Origin of the sequence: Nonomuraea sp. NPDC003709 (assembly GCF_040610775.1) — a bacterium.
Classification (GTDB): Bacteria; Actinomycetota; Actinomycetes; order Streptosporangiales; family Streptosporangiaceae; genus Nonomuraea; species Nonomuraea angiospora_A.
Window position 1 is genome coordinate 480640 of sequence record NZ_JBEXMW010000003.1, and the last position, 21930, is coordinate 502569.

At 69.0% G+C, this 21930-nt stretch carries 16 protein-coding genes, 1 tRNA gene and 1 pseudogene; 13 read left to right on the forward strand and 5 right to left on the reverse strand.

All coding sequences use genetic code 11. The features are described from left to right. Positions 1 to 86: 86 nt before the first annotated feature. The 3 genes from ABZX61_RS10885 to ABZX61_RS10895 are packed head-to-tail and all read right to left on the reverse strand — an operon-like array spanning position 87 to position 3756. A complete protein-coding gene (locus ABZX61_RS10885) occupies positions 87 to 1016 on the reverse strand; it encodes a PrgI family protein (protein ID WP_355193463.1) in 930 nt (309 codons plus the stop codon). Further along, positions 1013 to 2593 (reverse strand): conjugal transfer protein TrbL family protein, encoded by a 1581-nt coding sequence (locus tag ABZX61_RS10890; protein ID WP_355193465.1) that lies wholly within the window; start codon positions 2591 to 2593, stop codon positions 1013 to 1015. The genes ABZX61_RS10885 and ABZX61_RS10890 overlap by 4 nt, the downstream gene beginning before the upstream one ends. 5 nt (positions 2594 to 2598) lie before the next feature. After that, positions 2599 to 3756 carry a hypothetical protein gene (locus tag ABZX61_RS10895; protein WP_355193467.1) on the reverse strand — a complete coding sequence of 386 codons (1158 nt, stop codon included), beginning with the start codon at positions 3754 to 3756 and terminating at the stop codon, positions 2599 to 2601. Positions 3757 to 4012: 256 nt separating this feature from the next. Between ABZX61_RS10895 and ABZX61_RS10900 the strand changes: the two genes are divergently transcribed. The 3 genes and pseudogenes from ABZX61_RS10900 to ABZX61_RS10910 form a co-directional block, all read left to right on the forward strand. Beyond that, the gene (locus tag ABZX61_RS10900; protein ID WP_355193469.1) at positions 4013 to 4477 is read left to right on the forward strand and encodes an XF1762 family protein; all 465 of its coding nucleotides are present in this window, start codon (positions 4013 to 4015) and stop codon (positions 4475 to 4477) included. Then, entirely contained in the window at positions 4474 to 5484 is a 1011-nt protein-coding gene (locus ABZX61_RS10905; RefSeq protein WP_355193470.1) for a site-specific DNA-methyltransferase, read from the forward strand. The genes ABZX61_RS10900 and ABZX61_RS10905 overlap by 4 nt, the downstream gene beginning before the upstream one ends. Before the next feature lie 222 nt (positions 5485 to 5706). Further along, positions 5707 to 6819: pseudogene (locus ABZX61_RS10910) on the forward strand (recombinase family protein); the annotation flags it as partial. A gap of 531 nt (positions 6820 to 7350) precedes the next feature. Here the strand turns inward: ABZX61_RS10910 and ABZX61_RS10915 are convergent. Further along, positions 7351 to 7436, reverse strand: a tRNA-Leu gene (locus tag ABZX61_RS10915). 351 nt (positions 7437 to 7787) lie between these two features. Here ABZX61_RS10915 and ABZX61_RS10920 point away from each other — a divergent pair. Together ABZX61_RS10920 and ABZX61_RS10925 are read left to right on the forward strand one after the other, a co-directional pair. Further along, complete coding sequence (locus ABZX61_RS10920; protein WP_355194059.1) at positions 7788 to 8384, forward strand: hypothetical protein; 597 nt, start codon at positions 7788 to 7790, stop codon at positions 8382 to 8384. 280 nt (positions 8385 to 8664) lie between these two features. Then, positions 8665 to 10680 (forward strand): chaplin, encoded by a 2016-nt coding sequence (locus tag ABZX61_RS10925; RefSeq protein WP_355193472.1) that lies wholly within the window; start codon positions 8665 to 8667, stop codon positions 10678 to 10680. Between the two features lie 118 nt (positions 10681 to 10798). Here the strand turns inward: ABZX61_RS10925 and ABZX61_RS10930 are convergent, their stop codons facing one another. Beyond that, positions 10799 to 10984 (reverse strand): DUF5703 family protein, encoded by a 186-nt coding sequence (locus ABZX61_RS10930; protein ID WP_192788874.1) that lies wholly within the window; start codon positions 10982 to 10984, stop codon positions 10799 to 10801. Positions 10985 to 11174: 190 nt separating this feature from the next. On the opposite strand from ABZX61_RS10930, the gene topA reads away from it, so the two are divergent. The 8 genes from topA to ABZX61_RS10970 all read left to right on the forward strand — a co-directional run bounded on the left by topA (position 11175) and on the right by ABZX61_RS10970 (position 21880). Then, positions 11175 to 13859: a type I DNA topoisomerase gene (gene topA / locus ABZX61_RS10935; protein WP_355193474.1), complete on the forward strand. Its 2685-nt coding sequence runs from the start codon at positions 11175 to 11177 to the stop codon at positions 13857 to 13859. A gap of 58 nt (positions 13860 to 13917) precedes the next feature. Continuing rightward, positions 13918 to 15132 carry a metallophosphoesterase gene (locus ABZX61_RS10940; RefSeq protein ID WP_350723862.1) on the forward strand — a complete coding sequence of 405 codons (1215 nt, stop codon included), beginning with the start codon at positions 13918 to 13920 and terminating at the stop codon, positions 15130 to 15132. A gap of 75 nt (positions 15133 to 15207) precedes the next feature. Next, positions 15208 to 15753 (forward strand): helix-turn-helix domain-containing protein, encoded by a 546-nt coding sequence (locus ABZX61_RS10945; RefSeq protein WP_350723860.1) that lies wholly within the window; start codon positions 15208 to 15210, stop codon positions 15751 to 15753. A 132-nt stretch (positions 15754 to 15885) separates the two neighbouring features. After that, complete coding sequence (tmk, locus tag ABZX61_RS10950) at positions 15886 to 17955, forward strand: dTMP kinase (RefSeq protein WP_355193476.1); 2070 nt, start codon at positions 15886 to 15888, stop codon at positions 17953 to 17955. Positions 17956 to 18090: 135 nt separating this feature from the next. After that, positions 18091 to 19263, forward strand: coding sequence for a DNA polymerase III subunit delta' (locus ABZX61_RS10955; RefSeq protein WP_355193478.1), 1173 nt, complete (start codon positions 18091 to 18093; stop codon positions 19261 to 19263). A gap of 40 nt (positions 19264 to 19303) precedes the next feature. Then, the gene (locus ABZX61_RS10960) at positions 19304 to 20218 is read left to right on the forward strand and encodes a permease-like cell division protein FtsX (protein WP_355193480.1); all 915 of its coding nucleotides are present in this window, start codon (positions 19304 to 19306) and stop codon (positions 20216 to 20218) included. Positions 20219 to 20324: 106 nt separating this feature from the next. Continuing rightward, positions 20325 to 20798, forward strand: a complete 474-nt coding sequence (locus tag ABZX61_RS10965) for a SigE family RNA polymerase sigma factor (protein WP_350723851.1) — start codon at positions 20325 to 20327, stop codon at positions 20796 to 20798. Then, on the forward strand, positions 20795 to 21880 hold the full coding sequence (locus ABZX61_RS10970; protein ID WP_355193482.1) for a permease-like cell division protein FtsX: 1086 nt from the start codon (positions 20795 to 20797) through the stop codon (positions 21878 to 21880). Before ABZX61_RS10965 ends, ABZX61_RS10970 begins: the two co-directional genes overlap by 4 nt. Positions 21881 to 21930 lie beyond the last annotated feature (50 nt).

Sequence of the window (21930 nt, forward strand, 5' to 3'; positions counted from 1 at the left end):
CCCACCTCCGACCCGTAGATGGGATGGCCTGACCAGGATTGCCTCCGGACCAAGCTGGCTACGAGGTGACTTCGTACGTCGGAGTCTCACCGGTGTTCTCCCCTTGTGATGACCTCGTCGGCTCCGGCGAGTTGATCGGCCCGCAGGGGCGGTGCCGCCGGGTCGAAGCACGACGCCAGCACGGCGCCGGTGACCTCAGTGCTCAGGAGTTGCACAGTGACGCCGCACGTTGGGAGCAGTCGCGCGGCCTCCTCCACCCGCCGCAGCGCTCGGGCCGCCGCCGCGTCCTGTCCGCCGTCGGCGGGTTCGCGGACGATCAGTAGGACCTGGCGGCGCAGCAGGTCATGCCGGGCGGACAGATCAGCCAAGAACGCGGCGTGCTCGTGCGCGGCGGCCGCCAGCGCGGGGTGAGTAAGGGCACCGGCGTCCTCCACCAACTGGTTGACCGTCGGAGCGAGATCCACCCGCTGGGCGCGCAGCAGGATCTGCGCCGGGCCGGACAGTGAGTTGAGCCAGCGTCCGAAGGTCGCCACGAGCGCGTCCTGCTCCTCGGGCGTGCGCAGGGCGAAATTGACCGTGGACACCTCGGCCACAGCGGCGACGCCGTCCGGTCCGAGATCGATCAACCCGTCACCGATCACCCCGCGAGCAGGCAGCCGCAGTGGCGCAGACCTGGGACCAGGGCGAGCGGTCACCCACACGGGAGCCGCCGTCGCCTGCTCGGGCGTGGAGGCAAGGGCTTTGGGCGAGACCAGGTGGTGCAGCGCGGCCAGCAGGTACCGGTACAGCGGGACACCGTCGCGCCGCCCGATCGCCAACAGCAGCCCCGCCGCCGCAATGGGCAAAGATCCGGCAGCGAACACCAGCAGGTCGATGTGCTCACCGGCGATCAGGTATGCGACGTACAGCAATGCCCCAGTGCCGCCGAGAATGGCCAGCTGACGCGCGGTGAACCCTCCGACGATCCGGTCGTCCTGCTGCTCGACGTCAGCGGGGATCCGTACCGACCAGCTCACCTGCGTTCACCTCCTGCACCAGGCGGAGTACGCCGCCCGGAGCTCGTCGTGCTGCCGGGATAGACAGGCGGTAGGAACACGGCCGGTGGAACTGGAGGGCGGCCAGGCTGGGAAAGGTGCTGGCCGCGTGGTGCCTGGCCCGGTCCGGTGTTGAAAGGACGAGGTGGTTGCCACCACGGTTGGGGTGCGCCGCTCATGCTCGTGCCGTGGCTCGGCGGAGTGGGCGATGACTGTGTGATCAATGTCGAGCGCCGTTGGTGGCTGGGGTGATGACTACGCTGGCCTGGACCGCTACGGGGAGCCGGCCCGGCAGGCGGACGAGGAGTGCCCGAACTGCCAGGGCCTCCTGGAGTGGAGGGGCCGGGTGGACGGCGTGGGGGCAGCACTCTGCCCTGGATGCCCTGCCCTGCCCGGACACCAGTGGAAGCTCGGCGGCGAGTACCTCGTGTCAGGTGCAGCGCGCTCAGCACAGGTGAGGCGAACCTGTACGCCACGGCGTACTTGATGATCTTCATGACCGATGAGCCACGGCCCGCCGTTTGAGCGAAGATCCGGCGCGACATCCAGCGCGGAATGCGCACCAGAATGATCAACAGGCATATGGCGAGGACCAGGTTGATGAGCTGGCCGGACGGTACGAGCCCGAGCAGCAGGCGCCCGTCCTGGTTGAAGAAGATCCGTACTGCCATCACCAGTGTCAGGGACTGGGCGATCTGAGCGATCAACAGCCCAGTGAAGGCCCGCCACCAGAACCGGGCCAGCCCATCGGTGTAAGGAAGTGCCAGGCAGGCCAGCGCCAGCGGCGCGGCCACGACCAGCAGCAGTACCAGAGCGGCCCGCATCACGAAGGCGATCAGCAGCAGGGCCATCAGGATGACGGCGACCAGCGCGAGCAGAATGTAGAAGCTCTCGTCCTGCGCCGGTGGCAAGATCATGGATCGCAGCGTCGTCAACGCACGCCGGCCGTCGAAGTTCTGCCCCAGCAGGGCCTGCGACAGCACATTGGCGAGTTCGATGATCTTGCCGCAGAGCGTGAAGCTCGTATTGGTGGCCAGGACGGCGAGGAGCAGGCGGGGCAGCACTTCCTTGACCGCGTACCGGGTCTGAACCGTCTCATGCCCCATCGCCGCGATCGCACCGATAGTGGCCAGCAGAACGAACCCGCTGTTGGCGATCACAGTGCTCGCCTTCCACAGGTCGAACACCCTGGCGTTGCCAGTGACGTCCGGGGTGGTGAGCAGTGTCACTGCGAGGACCTTCAGCATGGGTTCGATCGCCAGCGCCACCAAGTTGGAGAACCACGAGTTGATCCAGCCCGCGATCCAGTCGCTGATGCCGAACCCGCCTCCGGGATTCTCGATCGAGACATCCCCCGGCGATGGGGACGGGCCAGGAACAGGAGATGGCGTGGCGGCAGCGGCGGCAGTCGTCATCGCGGCAACGGAACCGGCGACGACGGCAGCGGCAAGGGCCAGCCGCACCGCTGTCCGCCCAGCGGAAATACCGATGAGTGGACGCGGCAAGCAGAACGGACCAGAAACGGTGGTGGCGGAAGAAACGAGGTCGCTGCGCGGCATCGGGATCAGCCGCCTACGATTCGCCTGAGCACGCTCATGAACAGCGGCGCCAGTACGGCCAGGGCGTAGCCAAAAGCCGATGCCTTGAGCGCTGCTTTGGCCTTCTGGATCTCTCCGGGGTCGCCGCCTGCGATCAGGTAGCGGAGCCCGCCGATGGTCAGCATGAGCGTTGCCAGGGTGGCCAGCAGCCCGATCAGCCAGTTCCGCAGGTTGGTGAACACCGTGTTCAGATCCGCGGGAGCGGCAGCCGCTGGGTACGCGGCAAGCGCCTTGGTTGCCGCCACGGCAATCAGCAGGACCGCGATTGCCGCCGCGGCAATCAGCGGCGCCGCGAGGCCACACAGGTGTCGCTTCCTACTCCGGGGCGGCCGCGATGTGCGCCGCCGCTTGGCCCGCCCGGCTACGGACGGGTGGTTCGGGGAGATCCGCACGGAGCCAGGGGTAGTGTCCCCGCCTCCTTTGCTGTCGGTTGCCTGGTCTGCATCCGGATTTGCCTGGCTCCATGCGGAATTCGTGGGCGCTTCCCCAACAGGCGGGGAAGCGGTCAGGGGATGAGGGCGCAGGGGTGTGTGCTCCAGCCGGGTCAGGCTGATCAGCTCGGCCTCGTGTTCGGTGAGCACGCCGTCGGCGATCGCGTCGATCAGCGCCATCTCGGGGTGGTACCAGGGGCGCGGCGTGAGCGGCGGCTCACTCGCCGGCGCCCTGCCGACGATGTAGCGACGGGTGCTCTCACCTGACCAGCGGGCTGCTTCGCACAGGCGGGGGCGGATATCTGCCAGCTGCAGGTCCACACGGTGCATTCCCCGCAGGAAGCCCGCCAGGATCGCGATGTCGACATCCACGGGGTCCCCGCAGGGCAGGTCGCGGGTCAGCGAGAGCGCGATCCGGCGCAGCGCAGGCATCGCCATCCCGACGGCCGCGACCGTCCAGGACGGCCCGGATCGGCGAGCCCGCAGGACCAGCTCCCGCCAGACGACATCGCGTGTGTCATCGGTTACCTCATTGCTGGTGAGCAACTCGCGCAGCTTCATCAGCACGATCGGACCTCGGGGCAGGCCGGCCGGGGAGCAGTCCAGGGACAGGCTCCCCGGACCGGTGGTCAGCAGCCGGAACGAGGTCTCCGCGGTGTCCAAAGGCGATTCATCAAGGCGATGAGCGCTCATGTCGTACTCCCGATCGAGCAGAATCTCTGTGGTCTCGAAACCGGTGTACGCACCTGCTCAGAAATGGCTGAGAAGAAAGCTGGGAATCCGCTCAGAAATTCGCCAGAACCTCATACGCCCGGGTGACTTCTGAGCCCCTCTCTCTTGGCTTCTGAGCGGACTCTGAGCCTGCTGCTTGCCTGGTCACCAGCCACCCAGGCCCATCCTTCGGGCCCCCGGGCGGCACGCATCCGGAAAACGTGTCCCGACAACGAAAATGGAGAACCACAATGAGATTCGCGCGAACGCGCACAACGGCCGCCCGGCCATTCCGCTCAGGCTGCGTAATCAGCGTCTGACGGTTACTCCGGTCGCAACTCAGACCGCACGGGCATTCACCGCTTGGACACGTCGCCACCTCGCCCCACAGGCCGAGGCCGAGATCGTCCTCGGTGTCCAGACCGATGACGGAACTCTGGTGGGCGTCGTGTTCGTCGACGGCTGGAGCTCCGACGACGAGGTCACGGCCGAGATCGTCTGCCTGTCCACCGACGGCACGCCCAACGCCTGCTCGGCCCTGCTGGGCGCTGCCCGGCGGGCAGCAAGGGCGGCGGGCTACCGGCGACTGATCGCCTTCAGCCGCCCCGATGAGCGGAGCACCAGCCTGCGCGCCGCCGGCTTCCGGCCGGCCGGTGACTCCTGCATCGTGTGGGAGGCCAGCACGGCGGGAGGTCGCCGATGACCGCGCTGCGCGAGCCGTACTGGAGCGACGAGCAGGCGACCATCTACCACGGCGACGCCTGCCAGGTGCTGGCCGAGATGCCCGCAGGTTCGGTGGACTGCATCGTCACCAGCCCGCCGTACTGGGGGCTGCGGTACTACTGCGACGGCCAGTACGGGCAGGAGCCCACGATCGAGGCGTACGTGGAGACCCTGCGCTCCACCTTCGCGGAGGCTCGCAGGGTCCTGGCGGACGACGGCACCTGCTGGCTCAACCTCGGCGACGTCTACGCCGCCAACCCCGACGGCTGTGCCCGCGGGGCGGCCTTCAACCCGCGCCAGCCCCTCGTGCGGCCCAGAGCCCGCCAGTCGGTTCCTCCGAAGAACCTGCTCGGCATGCCTTGGCGGGTCGCCTTCGCCCTCCAGGAGGACGGCTGGATCCTGCGCAACGCCATCGTCTGGCACAAACCGAACGCGATGCCGCAGTCCGTCCGAGACCGCCTCACCAACCGGTACGAGCTGCTCTTCCTACTGGTCAAACAGCGGCACTACGGGTTCGACCTGGATCCCATCCGCGAGCCGTACACAGGAGACCGCCCGCTCACGAGGAGAGCACGCTCAGGCGGCAACAAGCCGAACAGCATCAGAACCGCCTGGCCGCCGACCGGCAAGTACGGCATGACCAGCCAGGACGCGGCAGGCCCCCGCCATGGCGCGGCAATGTGCCCCACAGGCAGGCGGCATGCCGCCGCTCACCCAGACGGCAAGAACCCCGGGGACGTCTGGTCGATCCCCACTCGCCCGCTACGGGCGGCCCACTTCGCGGCCTTCCCGATCGACATCCCGCTCAGGGCCATTGCCGCCGGCTGCCGCTCGGGCGGCAAGGTCCTGGACCCGTTCATGGGCAGCGGCACAACCGGCCTTGCCGCCCGGCAACTCGGCCGCACCTTCTCCGGCATCGAACTCAACGTCGCCTACTGCGACCTGGCGCGCACCCGCCTCGCTGACTCAGGAGGCCAGGGTGTCTGACCAGCTACAAAGGGCCTGCTCAGGGCCTCCGGAAACGGGCTCAGAGGCGTACTCTGCAGGGCCCGCACGGTCCGGGACCAGCGTGCAGCGATGCGAACTGCGAGTGGAGGTTCCTGAGAAGGGCCCATGTCTGACCGCCGGAGCGGCTCGTGCCCTCCTGCGGATCCTCCTGAAATGCAACAGCGCGCTGACAGAACGTCAGCAGGAAGCGAGGGACACTGAATGATCCCGTTCGCCTTCTGGGGACGGGTGTCCACAGAGGACAACCAGGACCCCACCTCATCGAGGAACTGGCAACTATCCAGGTCACGAGCGTTGATCGAGCCCTGTGGCGGTGTGATCGTCGCGGAGTTCTTCGACATCGACAAGTCACGATCGATCCCGCCGCAACGCAGGCCACGGGCCGGGGTCCTGCTGGACGAGCTGAGTAACCCCGCACGAGGGTTCGACGCCGTCGTGGTCGGTGAACCGCAGCGGGCCTTCTACGGCAACCAGTTCGGACTGACCTTCCCGCTGTTCGAGCACTTCGACGTCCCGCTCTGGGTGCCCGAGGTCGGGGGACCTGTCGATCCCGTCAACGAGGCCCACGAGCTGATCATGTCGATGTTCGGCGGGATCAGTAAGGGGGAGCGGAATCGCATCAAGTTGCGGGTTCGCACATCCATGGCCGCACTCGCCCAGGTGGAGGGCCGCTATCTCGGAGGGCGTCCACCGTACGGCTATCGCCTGGTCGATGCCGGTCCACACCCCAACCCGGCCAAGGCCGCCGACGGCAAGCGCCTGCGTCGCCTCGAGCCGGATCCGCTCACCGGCCCTGTGGTTCAGCGCATCTTCGCCGAGTTTCTCGGGGGCAAGGGACTACTCGCCATCGCAGAAGGGCTCACGCGCGACGGCATCCTGTGCCCCTCGGCCTACGACCGGGCCAGAAACCGCCATCGCAGCGGGGTCGCGTGGTCGAAAGCGGCGGTCCGAGCGATCCTGCTCAACCCTCGCTACACCGGTCGGCAGGTCTGGAACCGGCAGCGCAAGGATGAGGTGCTCATCGACGTCAATGACGTCGCCCTCGGCCATATGACCAAGCTTCGCTGGAACGAATCGGACAACTGGATCTGGTCCCAGCAGGTGGCTCATGAGGCGCTGGTGGAGGACGATACCTTCGCTCAGGTTCAGGCGCTGCTGGCGGTTCCTGGACGCGCCCAGGAGGGGCGTAAGCCTCGCCGGACTCCTCGTCCGTACGTCTTCCGAGGGCTGCTGTTCTGCGGCATCTGCGAGCGGCGCATGCAGGGCAGCTGGAACAACTGCAAGCCGCACTACCGCTGCGTTTTCCCACGCGAGTACGCGCAGACCAACCAGATAGACCACCCGCGCTCCGTCTATGTGAGAGAGGAGCTGATAGTCCAGCCACTGGATGAGTGGTTGGCCACGATCTTCGATCCCGCACACCTGCCGGACACGATCCGCACGATGTCCGGCGCCCAGCTCACCGACGACCACCGCCTGGCAGAACTCGAAACGGTCCGCCAGGCCGTGGCCGAGTGTGAGCGAAAGCTGACCTCCTACCGCGCCCTCGTCGATGCGGGGAGCGATCCGGCTGTGGTCGCCGGCTGGATCGTCGAGACAGAGGCGAAGCGGAAGGTCGAGCAGATGCGCCTGGACAAGGTGACGAGCAAGATCCCGAAACGACTCACCGAAGAGGAGATAGCCGAGATGGTGACCACGATCGGAGACATGCGAAGGGCACTTCGTACTGCGGATCCGCAGGACAAGGCCGAAGTGTACGGAGAGCTCGGTCTGCGCCTGACCTATGAACCGGCCCGAAACACAGTGATCGCCCAAGCCGAGCTTGGGCGATCATGTACCAAAGTGTGTCCGAGGGGGGACTTGAACCCCCATGCCCATCACTGGGCACTAGCACCTCAAGCTAGCGCGTCTGCCTATTCCGCCACCCGGACTTGGTGCCTGCACGCTAGACCGTCATCTCGCGTCGGCTCAGTAAGGTTAGCAAACTCTGAGGGGTGCGTCATACCAAGAATCAGCTCGCCCCTCCGAGGCGTCTCCGCCGGCCGGAATATGGGGCGGGCGGGAGCTCCTGATGGGGCCTTGCTGACGTACGCCAGAGGGTGTTGCGGCAGTTGGTGGCGGTTTGGCCCATGGGGAGTTGGCGAATTTCTGGGTCTCCGTTGAAAAGCTCTTGCGGCCACCTTGAGTGCTGCTACGGTTACGGACCGTTGAGGGGTGAGTCCATGGACCGGCCTCACGACAAATGAGGCCGGTTCTGGAGTGCGGGAGGTCACGTGGCGCGCATGGTGGTGCGGCGGAGGGCTGTGGCCCTCGGTGTGCATCGCCTGCCCGTGACCGTCCCGGCGCATGACGTGACCACCGTTCGGGTTGACCGGATGGCGCGGTTCGCGGCCGGTGCCCGGCGGCTCGTCGTGCGGGCAGTCACTGTCGGCGCCCTGGTAGCCGCCGGATGGCTGTTCGCCGTCATCTTCGGCATGCTCACCGCCGCCCCGGCGGCGGCCGAAGTGGCGACTCCTACGGCGGACGCGCAAGCGAAGACCACGGCCGCGCAGACCGTGGACGGAGCCGCGTCCGCTCAGGTGCCTCACTCCCTCACCAGCCCCGATGACAACGCCGAGGCCATGGCCGGGCGTACGGTCGACGGGCTCAACAGCCAGCAGGATCCTGGCCTGCCATCGCCATCCACCGCCGGAAAGATCCTGGACACCAATGGCTTGGTGCCCAACGGCGGTGGCAGCGGCTCGTTCGGGGCCGCTGCGGGGGACGTCGCGAGGTCTGTGTTCGACCCGCGGCTGCAGGTGCTGCGCGCCCTCGTGGCGCGGGTGCCTGCCCCCGTCGTCCGCACAGCGGCGGACGACCCCTCCTTCTCGCCTGACTGACCCGCCTTGCAGCTGCCGGTCCTTTCGTTGACCGGCCCCTTTCCGAAGTAACGCGGTTGAGCGCGGTCTGAGACGCCTCTCCGCCGGCGGGTGCACAAACACGTCAGTTCAGCTGTTCGCGAACCCGAGGTCTCCGCTGTGCGCGAAACCTCGCACGGCCTCGGGCTGCCCGCGAACCGTTCCGTTATCCCCCAAGAAGCTATCCCCCAAGAAGTTATCCCCCAAGAAGTTATCCCCCAAGAAGTTATCCCCCCAAGAAGAACCACTAGGAGCATTCATCATGCGTACGTGGGCAAAGGCATCTACTCCCGCGGCTCTGCTCGCCGTTGCCGTCATGTCGTTCGGCGGCGGCACCGCCCTGGCCGACACCTCGGGCGACGCGTCCGTCGGCGGCGGCAACCAGGTCGACCTGCCGATCTCCCTGCCCATCGACATCAGCGGCAACTCCGTCGGCGCGGTCGGCAGCTCCTCTGCCTCCTCGCAGGGCGGCGCCGAGGTCGTCAACAAGGGCGGCATCCCGGGCAACCGCACCTCGGGCAACGCGAGCGTGCTCGGCGGCAACCAGGTGAACGCGCCCATCAGCGCCCCGGTCAACGCCTGTGGCAACGCCGTCTCGCTGATCGGCAGGTCCGACGCGGGCTGCAAGGGCGGTGCCACCGTTCGCAACCAGGGCAAGGGCGGCGCGGGCGGTAACCGTACCTCCGGCGACGCCAGCGTGCTCGGCGGCAACCAGATCACCGCGCCGATCTCCGCGCCGATCAACGTCTGCGGCAACGCGGTCGCGATCTTCGGCAGCGCGACGGCGGGCTGCAAGGGCGGCTCCAGCGTCCACAACACCGGAGTGGGCGCGGGCGGCAACCGCACCTCGGGCAACGCCAGCGTGCTGGGCGGCAACCAGGTCGTCGCGCCGATCTCCGCGCCGGTGAACATCTGCGGCAACGCCGTCGCCGTCGTCGGCCGGGCGTTCGCGGGCTGCAAGGGCGGCTCGACCGTCACCAACGGCGGCGGCCACCGGCACGGCTACCACGGCCCCCGCGGCCCCGTGGGCTCCTCGGGCAACGACACCGACGGGCGCTTCGGGGTCGGCAGCGGCAACCAGGTGATCGCCCCGATCAGCGTGCCCGTCAACGTCTGCGGCAACGCCGTGGGCAACGCCGCCGCCAGGTGCGAGGGCGGCTCCAAGGTCGAGAACACCCGCCGCGGGTCCGGGGCGGGCGGCAACGTCACCTCCGGCCAGGCGGGCGTCCTCAGCGGCAACCAGGTGGTGGCGCCGATCAGCGCGCCCATCAACGTCTGCGGGAACGCGGTGGCCCTGGTCGGGCACGCGTTCGCCGGCTGCAAGGGCGGCGCCCGCGTGAAGAACGGCGGCACCGGCGCCGGTGGCAACCACACCTCCGGCCGGGCCGGCGTGCTGAGCGGCAACCAGGTCATCGCGCCGATCACCGCCCCGATCAACATCTGCGGCAACGCGGCCGCCGTGCTCGGCGCCTCCAGGGCCCACTGCAAGGGCGGGGCCAAGGTCGACCGCACCGGCGGCGGCGGCAACCACACCTCCGGCCGCGCCGGGGTGCTCGCGGGCAACCAGATCATCGCGCCGATCGCCGCTCCCATCAACGTCTGCGGCAACGCTGCGGCCGTCCTCGGCGACGCCGCGGCCGGGTGCCTCGGTGGGGCGAACGTCGGCAGGCCCGAGTACGGGCACGGATACGTCCGCGGCGGCGTCGAGCGGACGGCCGGCAAGGGCTCCAAGGGCGGGCTGCTGCCCATGCTGCCCGCCGTCCCGGTCCTGGGCGGCGTGCAGGACCTCGCCGGCGCCACCCAGAAGGGCAACGACCTGGCCGGGGTTCCCCAGCAACTGGGCGTGACCGGCAAGCTGCAGGAGGTCACGGGTACGGGCCTGACCTCGGTGCCGCTGGTCGAGGACGCCGCCCAGACGTTCGGCCTGCCGAGCCTGCCCGAGCTGCCCGGCCTGCCCGGCCAGGCGCAGACCCCGGCCCAGCCGAAGAAGAAGCACGCGGCCGGCCAGGTCGACGGCGCCGGGCGCCCCGCCTCCTCGAGCGGCGCCGTGTCCGTGCTCGACCCGGCGACCGGTCTCGTGGCCGGCACCCCGGTCGGCGGCGCCGTCACCTCGGCCACCCGCGGCCTTCCGGTCAGCGGCCTGATGAGCGCCGAGCAGCCCGCCGGCCTCGGGGGGATGAACTCCAGCTCCCTGCTCGCCCTCATGATCGGCGCGATGTTCGCCGCCTCGGCGACGCTGTTCGGGACCGCTCGCCGGTTCCGGATCGGCCGGAAGTAAGGGAATCAGGCAGCACGTAACAAGGACGGCTACCGCTCACAGCCTGTGAGCGGTCAGCGTTAGACGCTTTGCCCGTTCCGGGGGCGCGGCCCGGGGCGGGCAAAGCCATGTCCGGGGTTCACAGCGTGCTGCGTACCCGCATGACCTTGCGACGCAGCCGTACGTGGCGGCTACCGTCGGGGTAGACGCGTACGCGGGCCAGCTCCCACTGCCCGTACTCTGCGTGTTCGGTCAGCAGCTGACGTGCTGCTTCACGAGTGAGATCGCGTGGAATGAAGATATCCATGTAGGAGTAGTCGAGCACAACGATTAGTCTCCAGGGTGAGTCAGGGCGCCATGCCGCTCGATGGGGCTTATTCTGCGTGCTTGTGGGTGGACCCGGAAGCTAGTGGGTAGCCCGGGGGAAGGAAATTTCCGCGAGTCGGGTTACCTTTCAGTCTGTACCGACTCCCGGCAGGGGGATTTGCAAAGCGAACAGCGAGGTAGGAAGCAGCGTGCCAGCCAAGAACGGCAGCGCCGGCGGAACACGCCTGGTGATCGTCGAGTCGCCCGCGAAGGCGAAGACGATCGCCGGGTACCTCGGGCGCGGCTACATCGTCGAATCGAGCATCGGCCACATCCGTGACCTTCCGGAGAGGGCCGACGACATCCCCGAGAAGTACAAGGGAGCCCCATGGGCCCGCCTCGGGGTCAATGTCGAGCACGAGTTCGAGCCGCTGTACGTCGTCAACCCGGACAAGCGGTCGCAGGTCAACAAGCTGCGGCAGCTGCTGAAGGACGCCGACGAGCTCTATCTGGCCACTGACGAGGACCGCGAGGGCGAGGCCATCGCCTGGCACCTGCGCGAGGTCCTCAAGCCCAAGGTCCCGGTCCACCGCATGGTGTTCCACGAGATCACCCCGCAGGCCATCCAGGACGCCGTGGCCAACCCGCGCGATCTCAACCTGCGCCTGGTCGACGCCCAGGAGACCCGGCGCATCCTCGACCGCCTCTACGGCTACGAGGTCAGCCCGGTCCTGTGGAAGAAGGTCAAGCCCCGCCTGTCGGCCGGCCGCGTGCAGTCGGTGGCGACGAGGCTCGTGGTGGAGCGCGAGCGGGAGCGCATGGCGTTCACGCCCGCCCACTACTGGGACCTGCAGGCGCTCTTCGACACGAACAAGCCCGAGGAGCGGCCGCGTGACTTCACCGCGACCCTCACGGGGGTCGACGGCAAGCGGGTGGCGCAGGGCCGCGACTTCGCCAGCACCGGGCGGCTCAAGAACGTCGACGTGCTCCACCTGTCCGAGGAGGCCGCGGGCGAGCTGGCCGAGCGGCTGACGGGCGCGTCGTTCGCGGTCAAGTCCGTGGAGCGCAAGCCGTACACGCGCAAGCCGTACGCGCCGTTCCGGACGACCACGCTGCAGCAGGAGGCCAGCCGTAAGCTGGGCTTCTCCGCGAAGTACACCATGCAGGTGGCGCAGCGGCTCTACGAGAACGGCTTCATCACCTACATGCGTACCGACAGCATCACGCTGTCGGAGACCGCCGTGGCGGCCGCCAGGTCCCAGGCGATCAAGCTGTACGGGGCCGCGTACGTGCCCGACAAGCCGCGCGTCTACAGCAGCAAGGTGAAGAGCGCGCAGGAGGCGCACGAGGCGATCCGGCCCTCGGGCGAGGAGTTCCGCACGCCGGGCGAGACCGGGCTGTCGGGCGACATGTTCCGGCTGTACGAGCTGATCTGGCAGCGCACGGTGTCCTCGCAGATGAAGGACGCGGTCGGCGAGTCGGTCACGGTCAAGGTGGGCGGCAGGTCGTCGTCGGGCGAGGACGTCGAGTTCAGCGCGTCCGGGCGGACGATCACGTTCTACGGGTTCCTCAAGGCGTACGTGGAGGGGGCCGACGACCCCTCGACCGACCGCGACGACTCCGAGAAGCGGCTGCCGAACCTGGCGGAGGGCGACGCGCTCAGCGTCACCAGGCTCGACGTGGCGGGCCACTCGACCAAGCCGCCCGCGCGTTACACCGAGGCGTCGCTGGTCAAGGAGCTGGAGGACCGCGAGATCGGGCGGCCTTCGACGTACGCCTCGATCATCGGGACCATCCTCGACCGCGGCTACGTGTTCAAGAAGGGCACGGCGCTGGTGCCGTCGTTCCTGGCGTTCGCCGTGGTCAACCTGCTGGAGCAGCATTTCGGCAACCTGGTCGACTACGACTTCACGGCCGAGATGGAGAAGGTCCTCGACGACATCGCCAACGACCGGGCCGAGCGGGTGCCGGAGCTGCAGCGCTTCTACTACGGCTCCGACGGCGACGAGGGGCTGAAGGAGATGGTCACCGACCTCGGTGACATCGACGCCAAGGAGATCAGCTCGTTCCCGGTCAAGGGCACGGACATCGTGCTGCGGGTCGGGCGCTACGGGCCCTACCTCGACAGGGACGGCGCGCGGGTCAACGTGCCCGAGGACATGACGCCCGACGAGCTGACGGCGGAGAAGGCCGAGGAGCTGTTCTCCAGGCCGACGGGCGACCGGGAGCTCGGGCGCGACCCGGTGTCCGGGAACATGATCGTGGCCAAGGACGGCCGCTACGGCCCGTACGTGACGGAGGTCCTGCCCGAGCCGCCCGAGGACGAGGCGCCCAAGAGGCGGACGAAGAAGGCCGACGCGCCCAAGCCGCGCACGTCGTCGCTGTTCAAGACGATGTCGCTGGACACGATCACGTTCGAGGACGCGCTCAAGCTGCTGTCGATCCCCAGGCTCGTGGGTGAGCTGGAGGGCGAGGAGGTCGTGGCCTCCAACGGCAAGTTCGGCCCGTACCTGAAGAAGGGCACCGACTCGCGCTCGCTGGCCTCGGAAGAAGACCTGCTGACGGTCACGATCGAGCAGGCCAAGGAGCTGTTCGCGCAGCCGAAGCAGCGCGGCCGGCGGGCCGCGGCGGCGGCGCCGCTGCGCGAACTGGGCGCCGACCCCCACTCCAAGAAGCCCATTGTGGTGAAGGAGGGGCGGTTCGGGCCTTACGTGACCGACGGCGAGACGAACGCGTCGCTGCGCAAGGACGACACGGTCGAGGACATCACGACCGAGCGGGCGGCCGAGCTGCTGGCCGAGCGGCGCGAGCGGGCGCCGGCGGCCAAGAAGACGACCACGAGGAAGGCGCCGGCGAAGAAGGCTCCCGCGAAGAAGCCGGCGGCCAAGTCGTAAGGCGAGCCGCGAGGTTGGCGGGGCCGCAGGACGCGGCCCCGCAAGTAGCATCGACGCTGTGATCGTCTTGTTCTTCGCGGGCCTGATCCTGCTGGCACACCTTTATCTGTGGCAGCGGATGGTCCGTTCCACCACGGCTCCCGGGCGGCTGCGCAAGGCGCTGACGTGGGGTGTGGTGGGGCTGACGGTGCTCGTCGTGGCCACGTTCGCGGCCACGCGGATGGACTTCGGGCACTGGCTGGCCTGGCCGGGCTACGTCTGGCTGGCGCTGATGTTCTACCTGATCGTCTTCCTCGTGGTGCTGGAGGTGCCGCGGGCGGTGGCCGCGCTCGTCCTGCGCAGGTCCTCGCGGAAGGCCGTGACGCGCGAGGCGGCGCCGGTGCCCGTGCCCGCCATGGCGGGCGCCCCGGCGCCCCCCGAGCCCGCTCCCGTGGTGGCCCCGATCAGCAGGAGGCTCTTCCTGGGGCGGACCACCGCCGCCATCGCGGGCGTGGGAGCGCTCGGCACGGTCGGGTACGGCATGACGAGCGCCCTGGGCGACCCCGTGATCGAACGCGTGAAGGTGGCCCTGCCGAAGCTGGACTCACGGCTCAGCGGCCTGCGGTTCGCCGTGGTGAGCGACATCCACCTGGGGCCGCTCACGGGCAGGGGGCACACCGAGCGGATCGTCCGCATGATCAACGGCCTGGAGGCCGATGTGGTGGCGATCGTGGGCGACCTGGTGGACGGGTCGGTGGCCCAGTTGGGGCCGCTGGCTCAGCCGCTGAAGAGCTTGGAGTCCCGTTACGGGGCATATTTCGTGACCGGCAACCACGAATACTTCGCTCCCAGCGGGCCCCTGGAGTGGATCGAGGAGCTCGATCAGCTCGGCGTGCGCTCGCTGCGGAACGAGCGCGTGGAGATCAGGCACCAGGGCGCCGTGCTGGACCTCGCCGGGGTCAACGACCTCAACGGCGCCTCGGCGGGCGACGGGCCCGACTTCGACAAGGCGCTGGGCGGCCGGGACGCCGGCCGGTCCACGGTGCTGCTGGCGCACCAGCCGGTCCAGGTCGGCCAGGCCGCTCGCCACGGCGTCGACCTGCAGCTGTCCGGCCACACGCACGGCGGGCAGATCGCGCCGTTCAACCTGGTGGTGGGCCTACAGCAGCCCGTGGTCTCCGGCCTGGCCACGGTCGACGGGGTGCAGGTGTACGTCACCAGGGGCGCCGGGTTCTGGGGCCCGCCGGTGCGCGTCGGGGCGCCGCCCGAGATCACTCTGCTTGAGTTGCGCTGACTTTCCGCGATCCACTGGTCACCTGCGGTCATGATGGCGTAGAGTATCCAACCGGATACTGATCGGAGGTGGGGGATGGTCTCCTCGCCTATGGAGGCGGCGCACGCCGCCTTCTGGGCCGAGCGCGGCGGGCAGCTGTTCAAGCAGGCCCGCCATGCGGCGAGCATGAACCAGCGCGTCCTGGCCAGCGTGAGCGGCACGTCGAGGACCACGCTGTCGGCCTACGAGCACGGCAGGAAGTCACCGACATTGGAGACCGCGGGGCGCATTCTCGACGCGGCCGGCTTCCGGCTGGCGCTCGAGGCCAAGGTCGAGTTCGCGGCCCGCGCGGGCGACGGTCGGACGTTCCACGTGCCGAGCCGGTTGCGGCGGCTGCCGGTCGGGGCGGCGCTGGGCGTCGTGCGACTGCGGGAGCGGGTCTACGACTTGGCCGACCGGGAGGCGCGCCGGGCCGCGTACACCGTGCTGCTGTGCGAGGGCGAGCCTCAGGAGCTGCTCGATCACGTGGACGGGGTGCTGCTCGTGGAGCTGTGGGGCGAGCTGGAGCTGCCCGAGGAGATCCGCGCGGAGTGGGGGCCGTTGGTGGAAGAGGCCCGACTTGAGGCCGGAGTTATGAATTGATGATGCTTTTGGGGGCCTATTCGAGGTCTGCACCCTGCACGCTGGCCCGCGAACGTAATACCCTCAGCCCCGAGTCGGCCGGGAATATCCGGCTGGTCTGTTGTCCTCCCACTTCCTGGATACGCTGAAATCATGACTGCCCCTGGTCGAAGCCGCCCGGCCCACGTGCTGGCCAATGCGCCGTTTCGACGGCTGTGGATGGCCATGTCGGTGTGCAGCCTGGGCGACTGGCTCAACATCCTGGCGCTGACCGCCCTGGCCGGTAATCTCACGCAGAACGACTACCGTCTGCAGTCGCTGGCGGTCGGCGGGGTGTTCATCGCCAAGATGCTGCCCGCCGTGCTGCTCGGGCCGCTCGCGGGGGTGTTCGCCGACCGGTTCGACCGGCGGCTGATGATGGTCGTGGCCGACCTGCTCAGGTTCGCCGTGGTGCTGTCGATCCCGTTCGTCCGCAGCTACCAGTGGGTGATCGTCGCGACCGTCCTGGTCGAGTGCGTCAACCTGTTCTGGGTTCCCGCCAAGGACGCCACGGTGCCCAACCTGGTACGCAAGGATCAGCTCGAGTCGGCCAACCGGCTCAACCTGCTGGTCACGTACGGCACCGCGCCGGTCGCGGCCCTGCTGTTCGCGGCGCTGTCCGTGGTGGGCGGTGTGATCACGAGCATGGTGCCGTCCATGGCCGGCCAGGACGCCACGTCGCTCGCGCTGGTCGTCAACGCCTGCGCCTACCTCGTCTCGGCCGTCCTGATCTTCACGCTGCGCGACATCCCCAAGCGCGACGGCGCCATCTCCACGCCCTCCGTGCTCAAGCAGATCGTCGAGGGCTGGCGGTTCGTGGGCGGCAACCGGCTGGTGCGCGGGCTGATCATCGGCATGCTGGGGGCCTTCGCCGCGGGCGGGGCCGTGGTCGGCGTCGCCAAAATCTACGTCCAGGCGCTCGGCGGCGGAGACGCGGCCTACGGTGTCGTGTTCGGCGCGGTCTTCGTCGGCATGGCGCTGGGCATGTTCTTCGGCCTCAGGCTGCTGCGCGAGCTGTCGCGGCGGCGGCTGTTCGGCCTGGCCATCACCGTGGCGGGGCTCGTGCTGGTGGCCACCGCGCTGGTGCACAACCTGGTGATCGTGGTCATGCTGACCGTGCTGCTGGGGGCGTGCGCGGGCATCGCGTGGATCATCGGCTACACGCTGATCGGGCTCGAGGTCGAGGACGGGCTGCGGGGCCGTACGTTCTCGTTCCTGCAGTCCACGGCGCGGGTGACCCTGCTCCTGGTGGTCGCCGTGGCCAACCCGCTGGCGGCGATCTTCGACGTCCACTGGCTGCGGTTCGGCACGATCGCCTACCGGTTCGACGGCTCCAACCTGGTGCTGGTCATCGGCGGGGTGCTCGCCATGGTCGTGGGCGTCCTCGCGCTGCGGCACATGGATGACAGGAAGGGCGTCTCGCTGTCCGGCGACCTGATCGCGGCGGTGCGCGGCGAGCGGTTCCCGGCTGAGGCGGCCGAGGCGGTGCCCGGGCTGTTCGTGGCGTTCGAGGGCGGCGAGGGGTCGGGCAAGACGACCCAGTCGCGGCTGATCGCCATCTGGCTGCGTGACCAGGGCTACGACGTGGTGCAGACGCGTGAGCCGGGCTCGACCAAGGTCGGCATGCGGCTGCGGGCGATCCTGCTCGACGCGGCCGAGCGCGGGCTGTCGGCGCGCTCCGAGGCCCTGCTCTACGCCGCCGACCGGGCCGAGCACGTGGAGAAGGTGATCCGTCCAGCGCTCTACCGGGGCTCGCTCGTGATCACCGACCGCTACGTGGACTCCTCGCTGGCCTACCAGGGGGCCGGGCGGGCGCTCGACCCGAAGGACGTGTCCAAGATCAACGCTTGGGCCACCGGCGGGCTGGTGCCGCACCTGACGGTGCTCATCGACACCCCGCCGCAGGTGGGGCTGACCCGGCTGGGCGGGGCCGCCGACCGGATCGAGTCGGAGCCGCTGGACTTCCACGAGCGGGTACGCAGGGAGTTCCGGGCACTGGCCGCGGCGGCGCCCGAGCGTTACCTGGTGGTGGACGGCACGCTGGAGCCCGAGGTGATCACCCGCCAGATCCAGGACCGGATCCGCGACATCCTGCCGGACCCGGTGCCGCAGGAGTCCGAGGACGCCACGGGCACGATGCCCGCCATCCGCGGCGACTGGACGATGCCCACCATCCGCGACTAGACCTCTTCGCGTGGGCGGAGCCCCGGGAGATGGCGGATGTCGCCCGGGTTCTTTCGGGGTCTTCTTTCGGGGCGGGCGCGTCGGCGAGAGTCGCGTACGGGCGTGGGGACTGCCGTCGGCGGTTAGCCTTACGTCGTGGCAGTTTTCGATGACCTCGTCGGGCAGGACCAGGCGGTGGCCGTGCTGTCGCGGGCCGCGGCGGCGGCCGGAGAGGTCGTCAGGGGCGGGCGCGGCGCGGGCATGACGCACGCGTGGCTGTTCACCGGGCCGCCGGGCTCGGGCCGGGAGGACGCCGCCCGCGCTTTCGCCGCCGCGCTGCTCTGCCCCGACGGCGGGTGCGGCCACTGCGACCAGTGCCACCAGGTGTTCATCGGCTCCCACCCCGACCTGGAGTCCGTACGCCCCCAGGGCCTGTCCTACAGCGTCAAGCAGACCCGCGAGCTCATCCTGCGGGCGGCCGGGGCGCCGACGCAGGGGCGGTGGCGGGTCATCCTGTTCGAGGACGCCGACCGGGCCACGGAGTCCGCCGCCAACGCCCTGCTCAAGGCCATCGAGGAGCCCCCGCCACGTACGGTCTGGCTGCTGTGCGCGCCCGCTCCCGACGACCTCATGATCACCATCAGGTCGCGCTGCCGGGTGGTCAACCTGACCACCCCGGCCACGGAGGCCGTCGCCCATGTGCTGGCCACGCGCGACAGCGTGCCGCCGGACGTGGCCAGGTTCGCCGCCAAGGCCGCTCAGGGGCACATCGGCAGGGCGCGGGCGCTGGCGCTCGACGAGGGCGTCAGGCGGCGTCGTGAGGCCGTCCTGGGCATCCCGCGCTCGCTGACCGGGGTGGGGGAGTGCGTCTCGGCCGCCGAGCGGCTGGTCAAGACGGCCGAGGAGGAGGCCGCCGCGGCCACGGCCGCGCTCAACGAGAACGAGACCGCCGAGCTGCGCAAGCTCTACGGCGAGGGATCCACGGGCAAGGGGCTCAACCGAGGGCTCGTACGCGGCGGGGCCGGGGCACTGAAGGAGCTGGAGGACCGGCAGAAGTCGCGGGCCACGCGGATCAAGCGCGACTCGCTGGACGCGGCGCTGCTGGAGCTGGTGTCGTTCTACCGGGACGTGCTGGCCATGCAGTTCGGGGCCGGGGTCGAGCTGGCCAACGACGATCTCCGCTTCGACCTCGACCAGCTGGCCAAGGTGGCCACGCCCGAGGAGACGCTGCGCCGGATCGATGCGATCATGCAGTGCAGGGAGCGGCTGGCGGCGAACGTCAACCCGCAGATGGCCGTAGAGGCGATGATGCTGTCGCTGCGTTCCTGACTCGTGATCATGGGGCGTTGGGCGGGGATGAGGAGTGGCAGTGGCTGACGAGGCACCCTCGGGCTTACGGTCGTTGATCGCCATGCTGCTGGCCGGGATGTCGGTCCTCGTGGGCACGCCGGCCGCGGCGGACCCGGTGACCGCCCCGGAGGTCAGCACGAGCGACGAGTGGGAGATCGCCGTCTTCCTGTGCACTCCGACCACGTACGGGTGCCACAGGCGCGGTGCCACGGCGAAGCAGAAGCAGGCGCTCAGGACGTTCCTGGAGTCCAGGCCGGAGCTGAGCGGGGTCCGGTTCGTCGATCGGGCGAGCGCGTACGAGAGCTTCCGGCGGGACTTCGCCGGCAACAGGACGCTGCTGAAGGCCGTACGGGCGAAGGATCTGCCGGAGTCGTTCCGCCTGCGGGTGAAGAAGGGGGCCGACCGGGATCGCGTACGAGACGCGGCTGTGCGGCGGCCCGGCGTGAGCGACGCCATCGACCAGGCCGAGCTCTCTGCCGATGAGCAGGAGGCCGGGTCGCCGGCCTGGAACATGTCCGTCTTCCTCTGCGGGAAGGACTCCCTCATGTCGCCCTGCCTGTCCGGTCGCGGCAAGGCGAAGGGGAGGGCCGCGACGCTCAAGGAGAAGAAGGCCATCGTCGCGGAGATCGAGCGGACACCGGGGGTCGAGGAGTACGTCTTCGAGGACCAGGCGACGGCGTACCGGAACTTCGCCGAGACCTACGCCGGCAACCAGGCGCTCGTGAACGCCGTCAAGGTGTCGGACATGCCCGAGTCGTACCGGCTGAGAATGCGGCCCGAGGCCGACTGGAACGCCGCGAGCCGCAGGCTGGCGCGGCTGCCAGGGGTGAGCCAGGTGCTCAATGACAGATGTGTGGGCGCCCAGCTCAAACTGATCGTGGAGTACGGGCGTCGTGACCTGCCCGACAGCAAGGTCTGCGCGCCGCGTCAGTGAACCCCGTCGGGTGACGCGAGCAGCAGATGGGGCTGACGGGCGTCTCTGATACGTGGAAGTCGAACTACTCACCCAACAAGAGGCCCGGGCGCGGCAGCGAATAGACGTGGCGTCGATCTTCGCCGAGCACCACGTGGGCCTCGTGCGGCTTGCCCTGATCATGGTCGGCGATCAGGCGACCGCGGAAGACGTCGTACAGGAGGCGTTCGCGCGCACCCATGCCGGGCGCGGCAGGTTGCGCGACGCCGACAAGGCGCTGGCCTATGTCCGTTCCGCGGTGCTCAACGGGTGCCGGTCGGTGCTGCGCAGGCGGGCGACCGTGTTCCGGCGGGCGGTGCCGTACGAACCGCCCGTCTGGTCGGCGGAGAGCGCCGCGCTCATGGGCGAGGAGCGGCGCGGGGTGCTGCTCGCCCTGCGTGAGCTGCCGCGCAGGCAGCGGGAGGCGCTCACTCTTCGCTACTACCTCGACCTGTCCGACCAGGAGATCGCCGACACCATGGGGATCGGCGCCAGCACGGTCAGGTCCACGATCGCGCGGGGGCTGGCCGCCCTCGGCCGGGCACTTGGGGAGGATTCATGAACAGCGCCATGGAAGACAGGCTGCGGGAGGCCCTCGCCGAGGCTGGGGCGACGGTGGACGCCGCCACGCTCAGGCCGTTGCGGGCGTCGGAGCGGCGGCGGTTCAGGGTGGATTTCCGGCTGGTGGCGGTGGCGGCGACCGTGGTGCTCGCGGGGGCGGCGACCACTGTCGGGCTGCTGAGCGGTCCGGGTGACGAGAACCGCGCGGTGGCGGCGGATCCGCCGCCTACCGAGCGGAAGGTGATGGTCTTCCTGTGCGCGAAGTCGGACCGGGAGCAGACGTCGTGCCAGGGCGCCGTCAGTGAGGAGGAGACGCAGGAGATCGTGGCGAAGCTGAAGCAGGTGCCGGGGGTCAGAGAGATCATCTACGCGGACAAGAGCACTGTGTACGCCGACTTCCGGCGCGATTTCGCGCACAACAAGGCGCTGCTGGCCGCTGTAGACGTCGACGACATCCCCGATTCGTTGCGGTTGACCCTCACAAAGGGTGTCGATCCACTCCGCGTGAAGGAGGCGCTGCGCGGGGTGCAAGGGGTTTTGAACGTTCAGGAATCGGCATCCGATGACGCCACTCCGGTGAGCAAATTCGATGTGAGCGTCTTCCTCTGTTCTCCCTCGTCGGGCATGACGTCGTGCGGCGCTGAGCGTAAGTCTGACGGCAAAGGCAGCTTCACTGTCACGAAGGGGGGGAGGGGCGTCACGCTCGAGCAGATGAAGGCCATCCAGAAGCTGATCCTCTCGATGCCCGGCGTCAAGGACGTGTTCTTCGAGGACCAGGAGGAGGCCTACGAGAACTTCCGCCGCTTGTACAAGGACAACAAGGCGCTGCTCGACGCCACAAAAGTCAGCGACATGCCCCAATCGTTCAGAGTGGTGCTGCTGCCTGAGGCCGACTGGAGCAAGGTCGTCAGCAGGTTGAGGCAGGAACCAGGGGTGAGCCAGGTCATCTACCAAGGATGCGCGGACGACAGGAGCCGCCTGATCGACCGCTACGGGTTGATCCTGCCCGAGAGCAAGGTGTGCCCGATGGACAAGCGATCCCGCGAACATCCGGACCCTGGCCCCTCTCCCACGGCGGGCTGACACACGTAATGTGGCAGGGAAGGTCGTACGACCCCTAGGCGTCAGGAGGC